12 protein-coding genes are annotated in these 16,880 nt (G+C 63.1%); 7 read left to right on the top strand and 5 right to left on the bottom strand.

Annotated features, from left to right (window positions below; all coding sequences use genetic code 11):
* Nucleotides 1-162 precede the first annotated feature (162 nt).
* Nucleotides 163-4,068 (top strand): ATP-dependent RNA helicase HrpA, encoded by a 3,906-nt coding sequence (hrpA, locus tag CAF70_RS11620; RefSeq protein WP_085623024.1) that lies wholly within the window; start codon nucleotides 163-165, stop codon nucleotides 4,066-4,068.
* A 199-nt stretch (nucleotides 4,069-4,267) separates the two neighbouring features.
* Nucleotides 4,268-5,389 (top strand): beta-ketoacyl-ACP synthase III, encoded by a 1,122-nt coding sequence (locus tag CAF70_RS11625; RefSeq protein ID WP_015271305.1) that lies wholly within the window; start codon nucleotides 4,268-4,270, stop codon nucleotides 5,387-5,389.
* Nucleotides 5,390-5,589: 200 nt separating this feature from the next.
* Here the strand turns inward: CAF70_RS11625 and CAF70_RS11630 are convergent, their stop codons facing one another.
* Nucleotides 5,590-6,834 carry a putative porin gene (locus CAF70_RS11630; protein ID WP_023660852.1) on the bottom strand — a complete coding sequence of 415 codons (1,245 nt, stop codon included), beginning with the start codon at nucleotides 6,832-6,834 and terminating at the stop codon, nucleotides 5,590-5,592.
* A gap of 262 nt (nucleotides 6,835-7,096) precedes the next feature.
* On the opposite strand from CAF70_RS11630, the gene CAF70_RS11635 reads away from it, so the two are divergent.
* Nucleotides 7,097-8,224, top strand: a complete 1,128-nt coding sequence (locus CAF70_RS11635; protein WP_085623162.1) for a GNAT family N-acetyltransferase — start codon at nucleotides 7,097-7,099, stop codon at nucleotides 8,222-8,224.
* A 126-nt stretch (nucleotides 8,225-8,350) separates the two neighbouring features.
* Here the strand turns inward: CAF70_RS11635 and CAF70_RS11645 are convergent, their stop codons facing one another.
* The 4 genes from CAF70_RS11645 to CAF70_RS11660 form a co-directional block, all read right to left on the bottom strand.
* Nucleotides 8,351-10,183: an ABC transporter ATP-binding protein gene (locus CAF70_RS11645; RefSeq protein WP_085623028.1), complete on the bottom strand. Its 1,833-nt coding sequence runs from the start codon at nucleotides 10,181-10,183 to the stop codon at nucleotides 8,351-8,353.
* 62 nt (nucleotides 10,184-10,245) lie between these two features.
* Nucleotides 10,246-10,803 (bottom strand): peptidylprolyl isomerase, encoded by a 558-nt coding sequence (locus CAF70_RS11650; RefSeq protein WP_063912933.1) that lies wholly within the window; start codon nucleotides 10,801-10,803, stop codon nucleotides 10,246-10,248.
* Nucleotides 10,797-11,609, bottom strand: a complete 813-nt coding sequence (locus CAF70_RS11655; protein WP_085623031.1) for an alpha/beta fold hydrolase — start codon at nucleotides 11,607-11,609, stop codon at nucleotides 10,797-10,799. Before CAF70_RS11655 ends, CAF70_RS11650 begins: the two co-directional genes overlap by 7 nt.
* A 13-nt stretch (nucleotides 11,610-11,622) precedes the next feature.
* Nucleotides 11,623-12,546: a LysR family transcriptional regulator gene (locus CAF70_RS11660; protein WP_012273620.1), complete on the bottom strand. Its 924-nt coding sequence runs from the start codon at nucleotides 12,544-12,546 to the stop codon at nucleotides 11,623-11,625.
* A 48-nt stretch (nucleotides 12,547-12,594) separates the two neighbouring features.
* Here CAF70_RS11660 and CAF70_RS11665 point away from each other — a divergent pair, with 48 nt between their 5' ends.
* From CAF70_RS11665 to CAF70_RS11680, 4 genes are all read left to right on the top strand, one after another.
* Nucleotides 12,595-12,909 (top strand): hypothetical protein, encoded by a 315-nt coding sequence (locus CAF70_RS11665; protein ID WP_003254609.1) that lies wholly within the window; start codon nucleotides 12,595-12,597, stop codon nucleotides 12,907-12,909.
* Between the two features lie 109 nt (nucleotides 12,910-13,018).
* Entirely contained in the window at nucleotides 13,019-13,618 is a 600-nt protein-coding gene (locus tag CAF70_RS11670) for an FMN-dependent NADH-azoreductase (protein WP_085623033.1), read from the top strand.
* A gap of 285 nt (nucleotides 13,619-13,903) precedes the next feature.
* A complete protein-coding gene (locus CAF70_RS11675; protein ID WP_085623035.1) occupies nucleotides 13,904-14,785 on the top strand; it encodes a carboxylate/amino acid/amine transporter in 882 nt (293 codons plus the stop codon).
* Between the two features lie 72 nt (nucleotides 14,786-14,857).
* Nucleotides 14,858-16,234, top strand: coding sequence for a cytosine permease (locus CAF70_RS11680; protein ID WP_085623037.1), 1,377 nt, complete (start codon nucleotides 14,858-14,860; stop codon nucleotides 16,232-16,234).
* Nucleotides 16,235-16,880 lie beyond the last annotated feature (646 nt).

The raw sequence follows: 16,880 nt of genomic DNA on the forward strand, positions 1-16,880 counted from the left end.
AGGATTGCATCAAGGCTGAATGTTGTGCGGTCCCTGTGGGAGCGGGCAAGCCCGCGAAGAGGCCGGCACAGGCAGCAGAGAACCGGCAAATCTGCGACAATCGCGCATCCTTCGAATGCCGATCATGAAAAAGCAGGCCCACCTGCATCACTAAAAAGCCCCATGACTGACCACGCCATCGACAAACTGCTGCAAAACCTCGACCACGCCATGATCGCCGACCGCCATCGCCTGCGCCGGCAATTGCACGAACTGCGCAAGCGCCCAGACGAGGCCAAGCTGGCGCAGTGGGTGGAAAAGGTCCAGGCGTCCTGTGCCCAGGTCACTGCGCGCCAGCAGAGCGTGCCGACCGTGCGCTACGACGACAGCCTGCCAATCGCTGCCAAGCGTGACGAAATCAAGAAAGCCCTGGCCGAACACCAGGTGCTGGTGATCGCGGGCGAAACCGGCTCGGGCAAGACCACCCAGTTGCCGAAGATCTGCCTGGAACTGGGCCGTGGCAGCCATGGCCTGATCGCCCACACCCAGCCACGCCGGATCGCCGCCCGCAGCGTTGCCGCGCGGGTCGCCGAAGAACTGGGCACGCCGCTGGGCGGGCTGGTCGGCTACCAGGTGCGCTTCGAGGACCAGAGCGACGCCAACACCTTGGTCAAGCTGATGACCGACGGCATCCTGCTGGCCGAAACCCAGCACGACCGCTTCCTCGAGCGCTACGACACGATCATCGTCGACGAAGCCCACGAACGCAGCCTGAACATCGACTTCCTGCTCGGTTACCTGAAGACCCTGCTGCACCGCCGCCCGGACCTGAAGCTGATCATCACCTCGGCGACCATCGACCTGGAACGCTTTTCCAGGCACTTCGACGGCGCGCCGATCATCGAGGTGTCCGGGCGTACTTTCCCGGTGGAAACCTGGTACCGCCCGCTGACCAGCGAGCAGGACGAGGAGGGCAACCAGATCGAGGACGACCTCACCGTCGACCAGGCCATCCTCGCCACGCTGGATGAGCTGGCGCTCCACGAGCGGAGTGAGGGCAAGGGCCCCGGCGATGTGCTGATCTTCCTGCCGGGCGAACGAGAGATCCGCGATGCCGCCGAGATCCTGCGCAAGGCGCAGCTGCGCCACACCGAGATCCTGCCGCTGTACGCGCGCCTGTCGCCGGCCGAGCAGCAGCGCATCTTCCAGCCGCACACCGGGCGCCGTGTGGTGCTGGCCACCAACGTCGCGGAAACCTCGCTGACCGTGCCCGGCATCCGCTACGTGATCGATACCGGTACCGCGCGCATCAGCCGCTACAGCTACCGCGCCAAGGTCCAGCGCCTGCCCATCGAGGCCGTGTCGCAGGCCAGTGCCAACCAGCGCAAGGGCCGCTGTGGCCGGGTCGAGCCGGGCATCTGCGTGCGCCTGTACAGCGAAGAGGATTTCAACAGCCGGCCGGCGTTCACCGACCCGGAAATCCTGCGCACCAACCTGGCGGCAGTTATCCTGCAGATGCTGCACCTGCGCCTGGGCGCAATCGACGCCTTCCCGTTCATCGAGCCGCCGGATGGCAAGGCCATCAGCGACGGTTTCAACCTGCTGCAGGAGCTGTCGGCGGTCAACCGCGAGAACCAGCTGACGCCGATCGGCCGCCAGCTGGCGCGCTTGCCGATCGACCCGCGGCTAGGCCGCATGCTGCTCGAAGGCGCCCGCCTGGGCAGCCTGCAGGAAGTGCTGATCGTCACCAGTGCGCTGTCGGTGCAGGACCCGCGCGAGCGCCCGCCAGAGCGCCAGCAGGCCGCCGACCAGGCGCACGCGCAATGGAAGGACGTGGATTCCGACTTCGCCGCGCTGGTCAACCTGTGGCGTGGCTTCGAGGAACAGCGCCAGGCGCTGACCGCCAACCCGCTGCGCAACTGGTGCCGCAAGAACTTCCTGAACTATCTGCGCCTGCGCGAATGGCGCGATGCCCATCGCCAGCTGGCGCTGATCTGCCGTGACCTGCAGCTGACAGTGAACAAGGACCCGTCCGACTACCCGAAAATGCACAAGGCCATTCTCAGTGGCCTGCTCAGCCAGATCGGCCAGAAGACCGAAGAAGGCGATTACCAGGGCGCCCGTCAGCGGCGCTTCTGGGTGCACCCGTCGTCGGGCCTGGGGCGCAAGCGCCCGCAGTGGGTGATGGCGGCCGAACTGGTCGAAACCACCAAACTGTACGCACGCATGGTGGCCAGGATCGAGCCGGACTGGATCGAGCCGCTGGCCGGCCACCTGGTCAAGAAGAACCACTTCGAGCCGCACTGGGAGAAGAAGCGCGGGCAGGTGGTGGCTTACGAGCAGATCACCCTGTACGGCCTGATTCTGGTTGGCCGCCGGCCGGTGCATTTCGGCCCGATCGACCCGGTCACCTCGCGCGAGCTGTTTATCCGCGAAGGCCTGGTGGGTGGCGAAATCCAGTCGCGGGCCAAGTGCCTGGCGGCCAACAAGCGCCTGCTGGAAGAGCTCGACGAGCTGGAGGCCAAGGCCCGCCGCCGCGACATCCTTGCCGATGAAGAGACGCTTTACGCCTTCTACGAAGCGCGTCTGCCGGCGGAAATCCACCAGACCGCGACCTTCGACAGCTGGTACCGCATGGGCAGCCAGAAGGACGCCAATCTGCTGATCATGCGCGAGGAAGACGTGCTGGCCCGCGAGGCCAGCGAAGTCACCGCCGCGCAGTACCCCGACAGCCTGCAGGTGGGCGAACTGCGCCTGCCGCTGAGTTACCACTTCGAGCCCGGCCACCCCCGCGATGGCGTGACCGTGCGGGTGCCGGCACCGCTGCTGCCGAGCCTGCCGGGCGAGCGCCTGGAATGGCTGGTGCCGGGCCTGCTGGAAGCCAAGTGCGTGGCGCTGGTGCGCAACCTGCCCAAGGCCCTGCGCAAGAACTTCGTGCCGGTGCCGGACTTCGTCAAGGCCTCGCTGGCGCGCATGACCTTCGGCCAGGGCGCATTGCCGCAGGCCCTGGGCCAGGAACTGCTGCGCATGACCGGCGCCCGTGTGCCCGACGAGGCCTGGGACGAGTCGGTCAACCTGGTCGAAGGCCACCTGCGCATGAACATCGAAGTGGTCGATGGCCAGGGCAAGTTCCTGGGTGAGGGCCGCGATCTGGCAGAGCTGACCGCGCGCTTTGCCGCCGCCAGCCAGGCAGCGCTGGCCGTGCCGCGTGACGCCAGGAGCGAGCAGCCGGTGCAGGCCAAGGCCTTCAGCGAGGTGAAGCAGACCGCGCAGCAGAAGATCGCCGGCCTGTCGATGACCGTGTACCCGGCGCTGGTGGAAGAGGGCGGCACCGTGCGCGAAGGGCGCTTCTCGACCCAGGCCGAAGCCGAGTTCCAGCACCGCCGCGCCTTGCAGCGCCTGTTGCTGCAGCAACTGGCCGAGCCGGCCAAGTACCTGCGCGGCAAGCTGCCGGGGCTTACCGAACTGGGCCTGCTGTACCGGGAAATGGGCCGGGTCGAGGCGCTGGTCGAGGATATTCTGCTGGCCAGCCTGGACAGTTGCATCCTTGAAGGCGAACAGCCGCTGCCACGCGATGGTGCGGCCCTGGCTGGCCTGGCCGAGCGCAAGCGCGGCAGCTGGGCCGAGCATGCCGAGCGCCTGGCACGGCAGACGTTGGAAGTGCTGAAGCTGTGGCATGGGCTGCAGAAGCGCTTCAAGGGCAAGATCGACCTGAGCCAGGCGGTGGCGTTGAACGATATCAAGCAACAGCTCGGCAACCTGGTGTATCCGGGCTTCGTGCGCGAAACCCCGGCGGCCTGGTTCAAGGAGCTGCCGCGTTACCTGAAAGCTGTGGAACTGCGCCTGGAGAAGCTGGGTTCGCAGGTGCAGAAGGACCGGGTGTGGAGTGGTGAGCTGGCGAACCTGTGGGCGCAGTACAAGGCCCGTGCCGACAAGCATGCCCAGGAAGGCAAGCGTGATGAGCAACTGACCCTGTACCGCTGGTGGCTGGAGGAATATCGGGTGTCGCTGTTTGCCCAGCAACTGGGGACCAAGGTACCGATTTCCGACAAGCGATTGAGCAAGCAATGGAGCCAGGTGGAGGGCTAAACTTCCCCGGATGTGGCAATATTGATGCAATTTGGGGCCGCTTTGCGGCCCTTCGCGGCGCGACACGATCCCTGTGGGAGCGGGCGTGCCCGCGAACGAGGGCGCAGCCCTCGACTGAAAACTGGTACTAAAGTGCCATTAACCTGTCATGTTTCCAGCCAGCGCCCCGTGGCGATGGCCTTTGACCAGAGGAACGACCGTGCATAACGTCGTGATCAGCGGCACCGGCCTGTACACCCCGGCCCAGAGCATTTCCAACGAAGAACTGGTGGCCTCCTTCAACACCTGGTCGCAGCAGTTCAACCAGGACAACGCCGCTGCCATCGAGCGCGGTGAAGTCGAAGCGGCGCCGCTGTCCGATGCGGCGTTCATCGAGAAGGCCTCGGGCATCAAGAGCCGCTTCGTCATGGACAAGGCCGGCATCCTCGACCCGCAGCGCATGAAGCCACGCTTGCCCGAGCGCTCCAATGACGAGCCATCGGTGCTCTGCGAAATGGCCGTGGCCGCTGCCCGGCAGGCCTTGGAGCGCGCCGGTCGCACGGCGGCCGATGTCGACGGGGTGATCGTCGCCTGCTCCAACCTGCAGCGCCCGTACCCGGCCATCGCCATCGAAGTGCAGCAGGCGCTTGGCATCCAGGGCTTTGCCTTCGATATGAACGTGGCCTGCTCTTCGGCCACTTTCGGCATCCAGACCGCCGCCAACAGCGTTGCCCTGGGCCAGGCGCGCGCGGTGCTGATGGTGAACCCTGAGGTGTGCACCGGCCACCTGAACTTCCGTGACCGTGACAGCCACTTCATTTTTGGTGATGCCGCCACGGCGGTGTTGCTCGAGCGTGCCGACAAGGCCACCTCGGCGCACCAGTTCGACATTGTCAGCAGCAAGCTGTGGACCGAGTTCTCCAACAACATCCGCAACAACTTCGGCTTCCTCAACCGCGCGGCGGAAGAGGGCGAGGGCGCGGCGGACAAGCTGTTCATCCAGGAAGGCCGCAAGGTGTTCCGTGAGGTGTGCCCGAAGGTAGCCGAGCTGATCGGTGAGCACCTGCAGGAAAACGGGCTGCAACCGAGCGATGTGAAGCGCTTCTGGCTGCACCAGGCCAACCTCAGCATGAATCACCTGATCGTCAAGAAGCTGCTGGGGCGTGAAGTGGCCGAGGAAGATGCGCCGGTGATTCTCGACCGTTATGCCAATACCAGCTCGGCGGGGTCGGTGATTGCCTTCCACCTGTATCAGGACGACCTGGCCAAGGGCTCGCTGGGGGTGTTGAGCTCGTTTGGTGCGGGGTATTCGATTGGTAGCGTGATCCTGCGCAAGCGCTGATTTATCTGGCGCCTGTACCGGCCTCTTCGCGGGCTTGCCCGCTCCCACAGGTACTGCACAGTTCTCATGATCTGTGGTGATCCTGTGGGAGCGGGCAAGCCCGCGAAGAGGCCGGCGCATTTCTACCAGGCAAAAAAAAGCGGGAAACGCCGGATGGGGTCGGCATTTCCCGCTTCAGGTGACGCAGTGCAGGGTGTGGCTTAGAACTTGGCTTCCAGGTCTACCTGCAGGGTATCTACGTCGGCATCGCTGTTGGGCAATTGCGACAGATCGGTCTTGGCCATCAGGTAAGCTGCGCCCAGGGAGAAGTTCTTGTCGATTTCATAACCGACCTTGAACTTGTGCCCGCGCGAACCGGTAAAGCCGTTGCCAAAGTCGGAGTCGGTGAACAGGCTGACCACCGCGTTACGCTGCACATCGCGGTAGTTGTAGTCCAGGCTCCAGGCGCCGACCTTGGTTTTCAGGCCAGCCAGCCAAGCCTGGTCTTCGCCATCGGTGCTTTCGGTGTTCTTCACGTACTGGCCGTACGCAGACAGCGGTATGGCAAAGCCGGTGAAGTCCAGCTGGCCAAAGCCTTCCACCAGGTTGAATTCGTTGGTGGTGTTGCCGAACGACTGCAGAATGGTTGCTTCCTTGTCGTTGTCGTAGCCATAGATACTGGCACCGACGGTCAGCTTGAGCACATCTGCCGGCGCGAACTTGGCGCCCAGCTGGCCGTGGTAAACCTGTGCGTCATGCTTGTATTGCACACCGTCGCCATCGACGTTGTCCTTGAGGGTGTACTGACCGGCGCTGGCGAACACTTCGGCCCCGCCCAGGTCGGTCTTGTAGGTGGCTGCCACGCCTTCCGGGTTGATGTCGCTGTCCCAGATGATGTCGCCCATGCTCACCCATGGCTGCGCCATCTTGCCACCAATCAGGTGCAGGTTGGGAACGGCGGTCGGGTGCCAGTCAAGGTAGGCCTGGTCGACCCACAGCGACTTCTTGTCGAAGTAGTTGTCGAAGCTCTGGTTGGTCGAGCGGCGGTCGGCGCTGCTGCCGGTAGCGATACGGATGCCGGCGTCGACCTGCGGGTTGATTTCGCTATAGAAGCCGACACGGGCACGCACGCGCTGGCGGTCCTGGTTGCCGCTGCTGCTGTTCGGGTCGTCTACGTTGACATCTTCGTAACGCAGGCGCAGATCCCCCTTGACCTGGGTCTTGGCGGCCCATGCCACTTTTTGTTCAAAGGAGCTCATCCGTTCGGACTGAGCTTTCTGAGCGGCCTTTTCCTTGGTTTCTTGAGCCAGGTCCGCCTGCAGTTCGTTGTACTGCGCCTGGTTGATCGAGCCATTGGCGCGGAGCATTTCGAGCAGCTTGGCGTCGACAGCTGCACTGGCCGGAGTACTCAGAGCCAGCATCATGCCGGTGAGGCTCACTCCGGTAAGTGTAGAAACAAGACGCATAAGGTTCTCCCTGTTGAATAAGATGGGGGAGGCTCAAGCGCCCGCCCCTGTATTGGCATGTCTTCGGAAAGGGCCTGAATAGACAGGTTCTGGGGTTCCGGAAAACAGGCGCAAGTATTGCGGGGGCGAATGACAGATTAATGTCGAATTGGTGGCACTGCCGTTAAGTAATTGAGTTAAAAGGATCCGGCCCGGCGTTGGTGATTTGAGTGGCGGGCCTTCCTTGGCGATACTGGGTACCTTGAAACAGCGAGCCAAAACCGTGACCAGCCTGTACAGCCTTGCCCATTTGCGTGATCTTCCGGCGGCCACCTGGGATGCCCTGGTGCCGGCCGGCCAACCGTTCCTGCGCCATGCGTTTCTCAGTGCCATGGAGGACAGCGGCAGCGTCGCACGCACCACCGGGTGGGCCGCCGAACACCTGGTGCTGGAACGTGACGGGCAGGTACGGGCGCTGCTGCCGGCGTACCGCAAATGGCACTCGTTTGGCGAGTACGTGTTCGACCATGGCTGGGCCGATGCCTGTGAGCGGGCCGGCATTGCCTACTACCCCAAGCTGCTCGGTGCCGTGCCGTTCAGCCCGGTCAGCGGCCCGCGCCTGCTCGCCGCCGAGCCTGCCGATGGCTTGCTGATGCTACAGGCGTTGCCTGAGTACCTGGGCAAGGGCGGGCTGTCTGGTGTGCACATAAATTTCACCGAGCCTGCTCTGGACGAACAGTTGGCCGGCCTGCCGGGCTGGATGGAGCGCCTGGGTTGCCAGTTTCATTGGCGCAACCACGGCTACCGTGACTTCCAGGATTTTCTCGACAGCCTGAGTTCGCGCAAGCGCAAGCAGATGCGCAAGGAGCGTGAACAGGTGGCCGGGCACGGTATCGAGTTCCGCTGGTACCTTGGGGGGGAACTGGATGAGGCGCAGTGGGATTTCGTCTACCGCTGCTACGCCAATACCTACGCCGTGCGCCGCCGTGCGCCCTACCTCACACGCGAGTTCTTCAGCCTGCTGGCCGAGCGCATGCCCGAGGCGCTGCGCGTGGTGATGGCGCGGCAGGGTGGCCGTGATGTGGCCATGGCCCTGAGCCTGGTGGGGGGCGACAGCCTGTTTGGCCGCTATTGGGGGTGCCTGGATGAATTCGACCGGCTGCATTTCGAGACCTGTTTCTACCAGGGCATGGACTTTGCCATTGCCGAGGGTTTGCAGCGTTTCGATGCCGGGGCGCAGGGGGAGCACAAGCTGATTCGCGGGTTCGAGCCGGTGCTGACGCGGTCATGGCACTACCTGCTGCACCCGGGGTTGCGGCGGGCGGTGGAGGATTTTCTGATACAGGAGCGGGACGGAGTGCGGGCGTATGCCGAGGAAGCCAGGGGGATGCTGCCCTATCGCCGGGACTGATCCTTTTGTATTGGCTGTGCCGGCCTTTTCGCGGGCTTGCCCGCTCCCACAGGTACGGCACAGTTTTCAAGGTCTGTGGTGATCCTGTGGGAGCGGGCAAGCCCGCGAAGAGGCCGGCACAGGAAATCAGTCCACCCCGACAAACCCCCCGGTCTGGTGATGCCACAACCGGGCATACAAGCCTTGCTGCTCCAGCAGCTCAGTATGGCTGCCACTCTCGACAATCCGCCCCTTGTCCAGCACCACCAGCCGGTCCATCCGCGCAATGGTGGAAAGCCGGTGGGCAATGGCGATGACCGTCTTGCCCTGCATCAGCGTCTCCAGGCTTTCCTGGATCGCTGCCTCCACCTCCGAGTCCAGCGCCGAAGTGGCCTCGTCCATGATCAGGATCGGTGCATTTTTCAGCAGCACCCGGGCAATGGCGATGCGCTGGCGCTGGCCGCCCGACAGCTTGACCCCGCGCTCACCCACATGGGCATCGAAACCGGTGCGGCCCTGGGCGTCCGACAGCTGCGGGATGAACTCGTCGGCGCGGGCCCGGCGCACCGCTTCGTGCAGCGCCGCCTCGCTGGCACCGGGACGGCCATACAGCAGGTTGTCGCGGATCGAGCGGTGCAGCAGCGAGGTGTCCTGGGTGATCATGCCAATCTGCGCGCGCAGGCTGGCCTGGCTCACTTCGGCAATGTTCTGGCCGTCGATGAGAATGCGCCCGCCTTGCACGTCATACAGCCTTAGCAGCAGGTTTACCAGGGTCGACTTGCCTGCCCCGGACGGGCCGATCAGGCCGATTTTCTCGCCCGGACGGATGTCCAGGTTGAGCCCTTCGATCACGTTGGCGGCCTTGCCGTAATGGAAGTCCACGTCATCGAAACGCACCGCACCGCGAGTGACCTTGAGCGCCGGCGCATTGGGCCGGTCGGTGACGGTGACCGGCTGGGCGATGGTCTGCAGGCCGTCCTGGACCATGCCGATGTTCTCGAAGATGCCGTTGACCACCCACATGATCCAGCCCGACATGTTGACGATGCGGATCACCAGGCCGGTGGCCAGGGCGATGGCGCCAACGGTGATCAGCGACTGGCTCCACAGCCACAGCGCCAGGCCGGTGGTGGCGACCACCAGCAAACCGTTGAGGGTGGTGATGACCACGTCCATGCTGGTGACCACGCGCGCGGCCAGCTGGGTTTTCTCGGTTTGTTCGCTGATCGCTTCGCGGGCGTACTGCTGTTCGTAGTCGGTATGGGCGAACAGCTTGAGGGTGGTGATGTTGGTGTAGCCGTCGACGATGCGCCCCATCAGCTTGGAGCGGGCGTCGGAGGAAATCACCGAACGTTCCTTCACCCGTGGCACAAAGTAGTACAGCGCGGCGATGTAGCCGATGATCCAAAGCAGCAGCGGCAGCATCAGGCGCCAGTCGGCCTCGGCGAACAGCACCAGCGAGGTAATGGCGTAGATCAGCACATGCCACAGCGCATCCACCGCCTGCACGGCCGAATCGCGCAGCGAGTTGCCGGTCTGCATGATGCGCTGGGCGATGCGCCCGGCAAAGTCGCTCTGGAAGAAATTCAGGCTCTGCTTGAGCACATAGGTGTGGTTCTGCCAGCGGATCAGGCTGGTCATGCCGGGGTTGATGGTCTGGTGTACCAGCAGGTCGTGCAGGCCGAAGAACAATGGCCGCAGCAGCAGGATCACCACCAGCATCCAGATCAGCTCGCCACTGTGCTCACTGAAGAAGTCGGCATTGGGCGTGCCCTGGGCCAGGTCGATGATGCGGCTCAGGTAGCTGAACATCGCCACCTCGATCAGCGAGGCGAACAGGCCGACCACCAGCAGGGCGAGAAAGCTCGGCCACACCTGGCGCAGGTAGTACAGGTAGAACGGCCACACCTGGCCGGGTGGCGACTCGCTTGGCGCGTCGCGGAAGATGTCGATCAGTTGTTCAAAACGACGGTACAGCATGGGTAACGACACTCCTGTTCCATCCGGCCTCAGGCGGTTTCACGTCCCTGTGAAGCCTGCGGTCAGTCGATGCGTTTGGCCGACTTGATGTAGACCGGGTCGGCCGGTACATCGCGCATGCCTTTCTTGATGGTGGTCGGCGAATTGACGATCTGGTCGACCACTTCCATGCCCTTGGTCACCTTGCCGAATACGGCATAGCCACGGTCACGTCCAGGGTTGAGGAAGTCGTTGTCGGCCACGTTGATGAAGAACTGGCTGGTGGCCGAGTTCGGGTCCTGGGTACGGGCCATGGACAGCGTGCCACGGGTGTTCTGCAGGCCGTTGCCGGCTTCGTTGGTGATCGGGGCTCGGGTGTTCTTCTGCACCATCTGGTCGGTGAAGCCGCCGCCCTGGACCATGAAGCCCGGGATCACGCGGTGGAAGATGGTGTTGTTATAGAAGCCGCTGTCGACGTACTCGAGGAAGTTCTTGGTACTGACCGGCGCCTTCTCGGCATTCAGCTCGATTTCGACCTGGCCGAAGCTGGTGTCCAGCAGTACGTGCGGGGTCTTGTCGGAGGCCATGACGCTGGTGGCGAAGGCGACCGAGCAGGCGGTGAGCAGGAGTTTTTTCAGCATGGGCTCAAAGATCCTTGAGAGGTGGAAGCGGCTGCAAGGAACTGCAGCAGGGTCTGGTTGAAGACCTCGGGTTGGTCGAGGGGGGTAGCGTGCCGGGAATCGTCGATGACTACCAGCCTGGCATGGGGCATCAAAGCGACATAGCGCTCTTTCAGTTGTATCGGGGTGTAGTCGTGATCGGCGGCGATCACCAGGGTAGGGCAGTGGATCTGCCCGATGCGTTCCTGCACGCCCCAGTCGACGATGGCGTCGAAACTCTTGAGATAGGCGCGCTTGTCGTTGCGGGCCCAGCGCTGGGCCATCTTCTGCCGCAGTTCGGCCTGCTGCGGTTTGGGGAACAGGCGCTCGGCCAGGCCCTTGCCGACGGTTTCGACACTAAGCAGGCGCGCAAGGCCCCAGCGCTTGAGCCACCATGCCCAGTCACTGCGGGTGCGGCGCTTGACCTCGGGGGCGCTGTTGACGATGCACAGGCTGCGCAGCCACTGCGGGTGATCGACGGCGAACTGGAAGCCGACCATGCCGCCCATGGACAGGCCGACGAAGTGCACGGGGCCGGTATGCAGGTGTTCGAGCAGGGCCAGCAGGTCGGCACTGAAGGTAGCTATCTGGTAGCCGTCGCGTGGCTTGTCGGAGCGGCCGTGGCCGCGAATGTCCATGAGGATTACCCGGTAGTGGCGGCTGAGCAGCGGTACCTGCAGCTCCCAGTCCTGGCAGCTGGAGCCCAGGCCATGCAGCAATACCAAGGGTTCACCCTGGCCATATTCCTCGTAATGCAGTGCGCATCCTTCGTGTTCGAAATAGGCCATTGGCGCGGTCCTCTCAGGCTTGCGGGGGGGCTGCGAAGGGCACATCCAGGGGGGCAGTGTCGAAATTGCGCAGCAGGTCGATGAGAATCTGCGTAGCCGGGCCCAAGGTCTTCTCTTTGCTCGAATAAAGGTAGAACAGTGGGTGGCGGCTGCCACCCTGATCCAGCGGCAACGGCTTGAGCACGCCTTCGCGCAGCTCGCGCTCGATCATGTGGCGGGGCAGCCAGGCAAAGCCCAGGCCGCTGCTGACGAAGGTAGCGGCGGTGCCCAGGCTGCCAACGGTCCAGCGCTGCTCGGCACCCAGCCAGCCGACATCGCGCGGCTGGGCGCGGCCGGAGTCGCGGATCACCACCTGCAACTGGCTTTCCAGGTCCTGGAAGGTCAGTTCGCGGCCCAGGCGGTGCAGGCTGTGTTCGGGGTGGGCGACGGCGACGAACTCCACCGCGCTCAGTTCAGCGCCCAGATAGCCACCGATGCTGTAGCTGCTGATGGCCAGGTCGGCAATGCCTTCGTGCATCACTTCCTCGACACCAGAGAGCACTTCTTCACGCAGGCGCACCCGGCAGCCGCGGCTTTGCGGCATGAACGCGGCCAGGGCACGTACCAGGCGGGCACTGGGGTAGGCGGCGTCGACCACCAGGCGGACCTCAGCCTCCCAGCCCTGCTCCATGTGGTGGGCGAGGTCTTCGAGCTGGCTGGCCTGCTTGACCAGGTGGCGCGAGCGGCGCAACAGAACATTGCCGGCTTCGGTGAGCACCGCCTTGCGCCCGTCGATGCGCAGCAGCGGCACGCCCAGTTGCTCCTGCATGCGCGCCACGGTGTAGCTGACCGATGACTGCGAGCGGTGCAGTGCCTCGGCAGCCTGGGCAAACCCGCCGTGATCGACCACTGCCTGCAGGGTTCGCCACTGGTCAAGGGTTACGCGCGGCGCTTTCATCTTTCGCTCCTGTTGTCCTAAGCTGCGCTCTTTCAAGGAGAGCGGCCCATGAAGAAATGTTGTGCGGCAATACTGATGTGCCTGCCCCTCGGGGCCATGGCGTATCCCATCGACGTGGAGAAGGAACTGACCGGGGTCAAGCTCGACTACACCGCCTATGACACGGCCTACGACATAGGCGCCATCACCCTGAACAACTATGGGCAGGTGCCGGCCGCGTGCAAGGTGACCTTCCGCAACGGCCCGGAAGCACCACGGGTGCGCCGGGTGAACGTACCGGCTGGTAAAAGCGTCGATGTCACCGCCAAGTTCAACCGGCAAATCATCAAACTACGGATCGCCTTGAACTGCACGGCAGAATAAGCTGATAAATCGATAGATTGAACCCATTTTTTACGCTTTTTTATCGATAGGTCAAGCCGTAATCTCACCTCCATCGAATCGCAACCCTTTTTGCCGATGGAGGCACCCCATGTCCCGCGTACTGATCATCGAAAGCAGCGCCCGCCAGCAGGATTCCGTTTCCCGTCAGCTGACCCGTGATTTCATCCAGCAATGGCAGGCTGCCCACCCGGCCGATCAGATCAGCGTGCGCGACCTGGCCGTGACCCCGGTGCCACACCTGGACGCCAACCTGCTGGGTGGCTGGATGAAGCCTGAAGAACAACGCAGCGCTGCCGAACTGGAAGCGCTGGCACGCTCCAACCAACTGACCGATGAATTGCTTGCTGCCGACGTCCTGGTGATGGCTGCGCCAATGTACAACTTCACCATCCCCAGCACCCTCAAGGCCTGGCTGGACCACGTGCTGCGTGCCGGCATCACCTTCAAGTACACCCCCACCGGCCCGCAGGGCTTGCTGACCGGCAAGCGCGCCATCGTACTGACGGCCCGTGGCGGCATCCATGCTGGCGCCACCAGCGACCACCAGGAACCCTACCTGCGCCAGGTCATGGCCTTCATCGGCATTCACGATGTCGAATTCATCCATGCCGAAGGCCTGAACATGAGCCCTGACTTCCACGAGAAGGGCGTCAACCAGGCCAAGGCCAGGCTGGCGGCGGTGGCCTGAGGCTTAGCGAATTCCCAACCCTGACACCTGGTTTTGCTCCTTTGGGTGTACCTGCCCGGCCTGCATGGCCGGGCTTTTTTATGCCTGTGAATTTTGTGGGGGCCTGTGCCGGCCTCTTCGCGGGTAAACCCGCTCCCACAGGAATATCACGGCACCTGAGATCAGTGGTGTCCCTGTGGGGGCGGGTTTACCCGCGAAGAGGCCGGCACAGCCCCACATTCCTCATGGTTGAACTCATTCCCCGCAACCCGCTAAGGTCGCGGCCTTGATCCCCGAGAGGCAACCATGGGCTACCTGATTATCGTTGCGCTGATCCAGGCGTTTTCCTTCAGCCTGATCGGCGAATACCTGGCCGGGCACGTCGACAGCTACTTTGCCGTGCTCGCGCGCGTGGTGCTGGCTGGCCTGGTATTCCTGCCGCTGACCCGCTGGCGCCAGGTCGAGCCGCGCTTCATGCGCGCGATGCTGCTGATCGGTGCGCTGCAGTACGGCATCACCTACGTCTGCCTGTACCTGAGCTTTCGCGTGCTCACTGTGCCGGAGGTGCTGCTGTTCACCATTCTCACGCCTTTGCACGTGACGCTGATCGAAGACGCCTTGAACCGGCGCTTCAACCCCTGGGCCCTGGTGGCAGCGCTGGTGGCGGTGGCCGGTGCTGCGGTAATCCGCTTCGACACCATCAGTGGCGAGTTCTTCATCGGCTTCCTGCTGCTGCAACTGGCCAACTTCACCTATGCCGCCGGCCAGGTGCTGTACCGCCACCTGGTCGCCCGCCACCCCAGCGACCTGCCGCACTACAAGCGCTTTGGCTACTTCTACCTCGGCGCCTTGCTCGTGGTGTTGCCGGCGTTCCTGCTGTTCGGCAACGCCCAGCACCTGCCGACCACCAACGTGCAGTGGCTGGTATTGCTGTTCCTGGGCCTGTGCCCGACAGCGTTGGGGCTGTACTGGTGGAACAAGGGCGCGTGCCTGGTTTCCGGCGCTACGCTGGCGGTGATGAACAACCTGCACGTGCCGGTAGGGTTGCTGCTCAATTTGCTGATCTGGAACCAGGACGAGCCACTGGGCAGGCTGTTCATCGGCGGGGCGGTGATCCTGGCGTCGGTGTGGATGAGCCGCCTGGGCACCCTGACGGTTTCAAGCAAGCCATGGCGCAGCCAGCTATGACGCGTTCGTTACTGAACCCAAATCCCGCCGGTACCTACCCGATAATCATGAAAATAATATCGGGAGACCGGCGTGAAGCTAGAAACGCGAAGTATCGAATTCGTCCCACACGCTGAGCGTTATGGCACGCCGAAACGATTGTTCACCATCTGGTTCAGCTCCAACTTCCAGATAACCGCCCTGATGGTCGGTACCCTGGGCGTGGCGTCCGGACTAAGCCTGGGCTGGACCTTGCTGGCCCTGTTGGTCGGCAACCTGATCGGCACCGTGTTCATGGCCGCGCACTCTGCCCAGGGGCCGCACCTGGGCGTGCCACAGATGATCCAGAGCCGGGCGCAATTCGGTGTCCATGGGGCGGCGCTGCCTTTGCTGGTGATGGTCACGGCCGCAGTCCTGTTCCTCGCCGCCAGCGGTGTGCTGATGCGCAATGCCCTGCAGGCGCTGGTGCCCATGAGCGATGACCAGGCCATTGTGGTGGTTGGCTTGCTGACCTTTGTCATCGGCTTTGTCGGCTACGAACTGATCCACCGCCTGGGCGCGTGGATGAGTCTGTTGTCCACGCTGGTTTTTGCTGGCGCCCTGGTGTTGATCCTGCTGCACCCCGGCGACATGGCAACCACGACGGCGGTGAGTACCGGCTTTTCGTTCACCGCGTTCAACTTGATCGTGGCCCAATCGGCCTCGTGGACGCTGGGCTATGGCCCCTATGTGGCCGATTACTCGCGCTACCTCCCGGCCAACGTCAACCCGCGCGCCACGTTCTGGGCCACTTATTGCGGTTGTGCGCTGGGCTCCTTCGCCATGATGGCACTGGGCGCGCTGGTGGCAGTGGCATTGCCGTCGGCACTGGGGCATGACCCGGCCACAGCCATTGCCGCGTTGTTCGGCCCGTGGGCGCCTTTGGCGCTGGCAGTGATAGCGCTGGGGGTGATCCAGTACAACGTGTTGTGCCTGTACAGCGCATACATGTCGTCGGTCACGATCTTTGGCGCCTTCAAGACCATCCGGCGCGTGACCGCGACTGCCAAAGCCCTAGTAATGGCTGGGCTGACCGCAGCGGCAACGGTGATCGCCATCGCTACCCAATACAATTTCGATACGTTCTTTGCCGACATACTGATCGGCCAGTTGTACCTGTTGATCCCCTGGAGCGCGATCAACCTGGTGGATTACTACTGGGTGTGCCGTGGCCACTATGATGTGGGGGCGCTGTATGACGCCAAGGGGCCTTATGGATGCTTCAATCGTCGAAGCCTGAGTGTGTACGCCGTGTCGATCATCGGTACCATCCCGTTCATGAAGCTGTCGTTCTACACGGGCTTCGTGGCCGAGTGGCTGGGGGCGGATATCAGTTGGGCGATGGGGTTGATTCTGGCCGGTGCGCTGTATTGCATGGTCCATGGGCGTGATAGCAAGCAGCTTTCGACAACCATGAATGCGCACCCCTGACGCGGCCTTGAGACGGAGAGGGGCTGCAAAGCAGCCCCGGTAAGCTCAGACCTCGTTCATTTCCTCAAGGCGGCGCGGGGTTGGCACTGGCGCCGTGCACATTGGGGTGGTTCTTCAGGTAGGCCAGTGCTCGCTCATCAGACGCCAGGTGGAGACGGAGATGATGGTCTTGTCGAAACCCTCTAATGGTGAGCTTCTAAGAATTCGGACAGCATTCCAGCCAATGAAACCGGGCTAGCCCCTAAAAACCATCTGTCATGATTTTTTGAGACCAAAATGGATAGCTCCTATACATAGCATGTCACGGTGGCTCAGGCAGCGCATGCGCAACGCTCAGCAGCGAAGAGGCCAAGCCCTAGCCACTCGCCGGTTCACCTCTCGCAGCTACTGCTGGATTCAATCCAAGCTGCCCACGGGTACTATTTCAACCTTGCTGTTTTGCCAGCAGTCCATCCGGTAGCTGAAAATCTGCTGGGCAATTTAGCCCAAACCTTCCCGATTCTTGAGCGAAACCTCGGATTCAGAACGGGGGCAGCTCTCCCCACGACCTAAGTTGTCTTCGCCTTAGGGTGCTCGAATGGAATTGCGGAAGGGATGATCCAGTCCGGAGAAATGGTCGTCATTGTTGTGCTCAGTAGGGAGCCGT

The sequence above is a fragment of the Pseudomonas sp. B19(2017) genome, assembly GCF_002113165.1.
GTDB lineage: Bacteria > Pseudomonadota > Gammaproteobacteria > Pseudomonadales > Pseudomonadaceae > Aquipseudomonas.

Coding starts and splice junctions, on each gene's coding strand:
- hrpA (WP_085623024.1), top strand. CDS start 163: ATGACTGACCACGCCATCGACAAACTGCTGCAAAACCTCGACCACGCC.
- CAF70_RS11630 (WP_023660852.1), bottom strand. CDS start 6,834: ATGCGTCTTGTTTCTACACTTACCGGAGTGAGCCTCACCGGCATGATG.
- CAF70_RS11645 (WP_085623028.1), bottom strand. CDS start 10,183: ATGCTGTACCGTCGTTTTGAACAACTGATCGACATCTTCCGCGACGCG.
- CAF70_RS11650 (WP_063912933.1), bottom strand. CDS start 10,803: ATGCTGAAAAAACTCCTGCTCACCGCCTGCTCGGTCGCCTTCGCCACC.
- CAF70_RS11655 (WP_085623031.1), bottom strand. CDS start 11,609: ATGGCCTATTTCGAACACGAAGGATGCGCACTGCATTACGAGGAATAT.
- CAF70_RS11660 (WP_012273620.1), bottom strand. CDS start 12,546: ATGAAAGCGCCGCGCGTAACCCTTGACCAGTGGCGAACCCTGCAGGCA.
- CAF70_RS11665 (WP_003254609.1), top strand. CDS start 12,595: ATGAAGAAATGTTGTGCGGCAATACTGATGTGCCTGCCCCTCGGGGCC.
- CAF70_RS11670 (WP_085623033.1), top strand. CDS start 13,019: ATGTCCCGCGTACTGATCATCGAAAGCAGCGCCCGCCAGCAGGATTCC.
- CAF70_RS11675 (WP_085623035.1), top strand. CDS start 13,904: ATGGGCTACCTGATTATCGTTGCGCTGATCCAGGCGTTTTCCTTCAGC.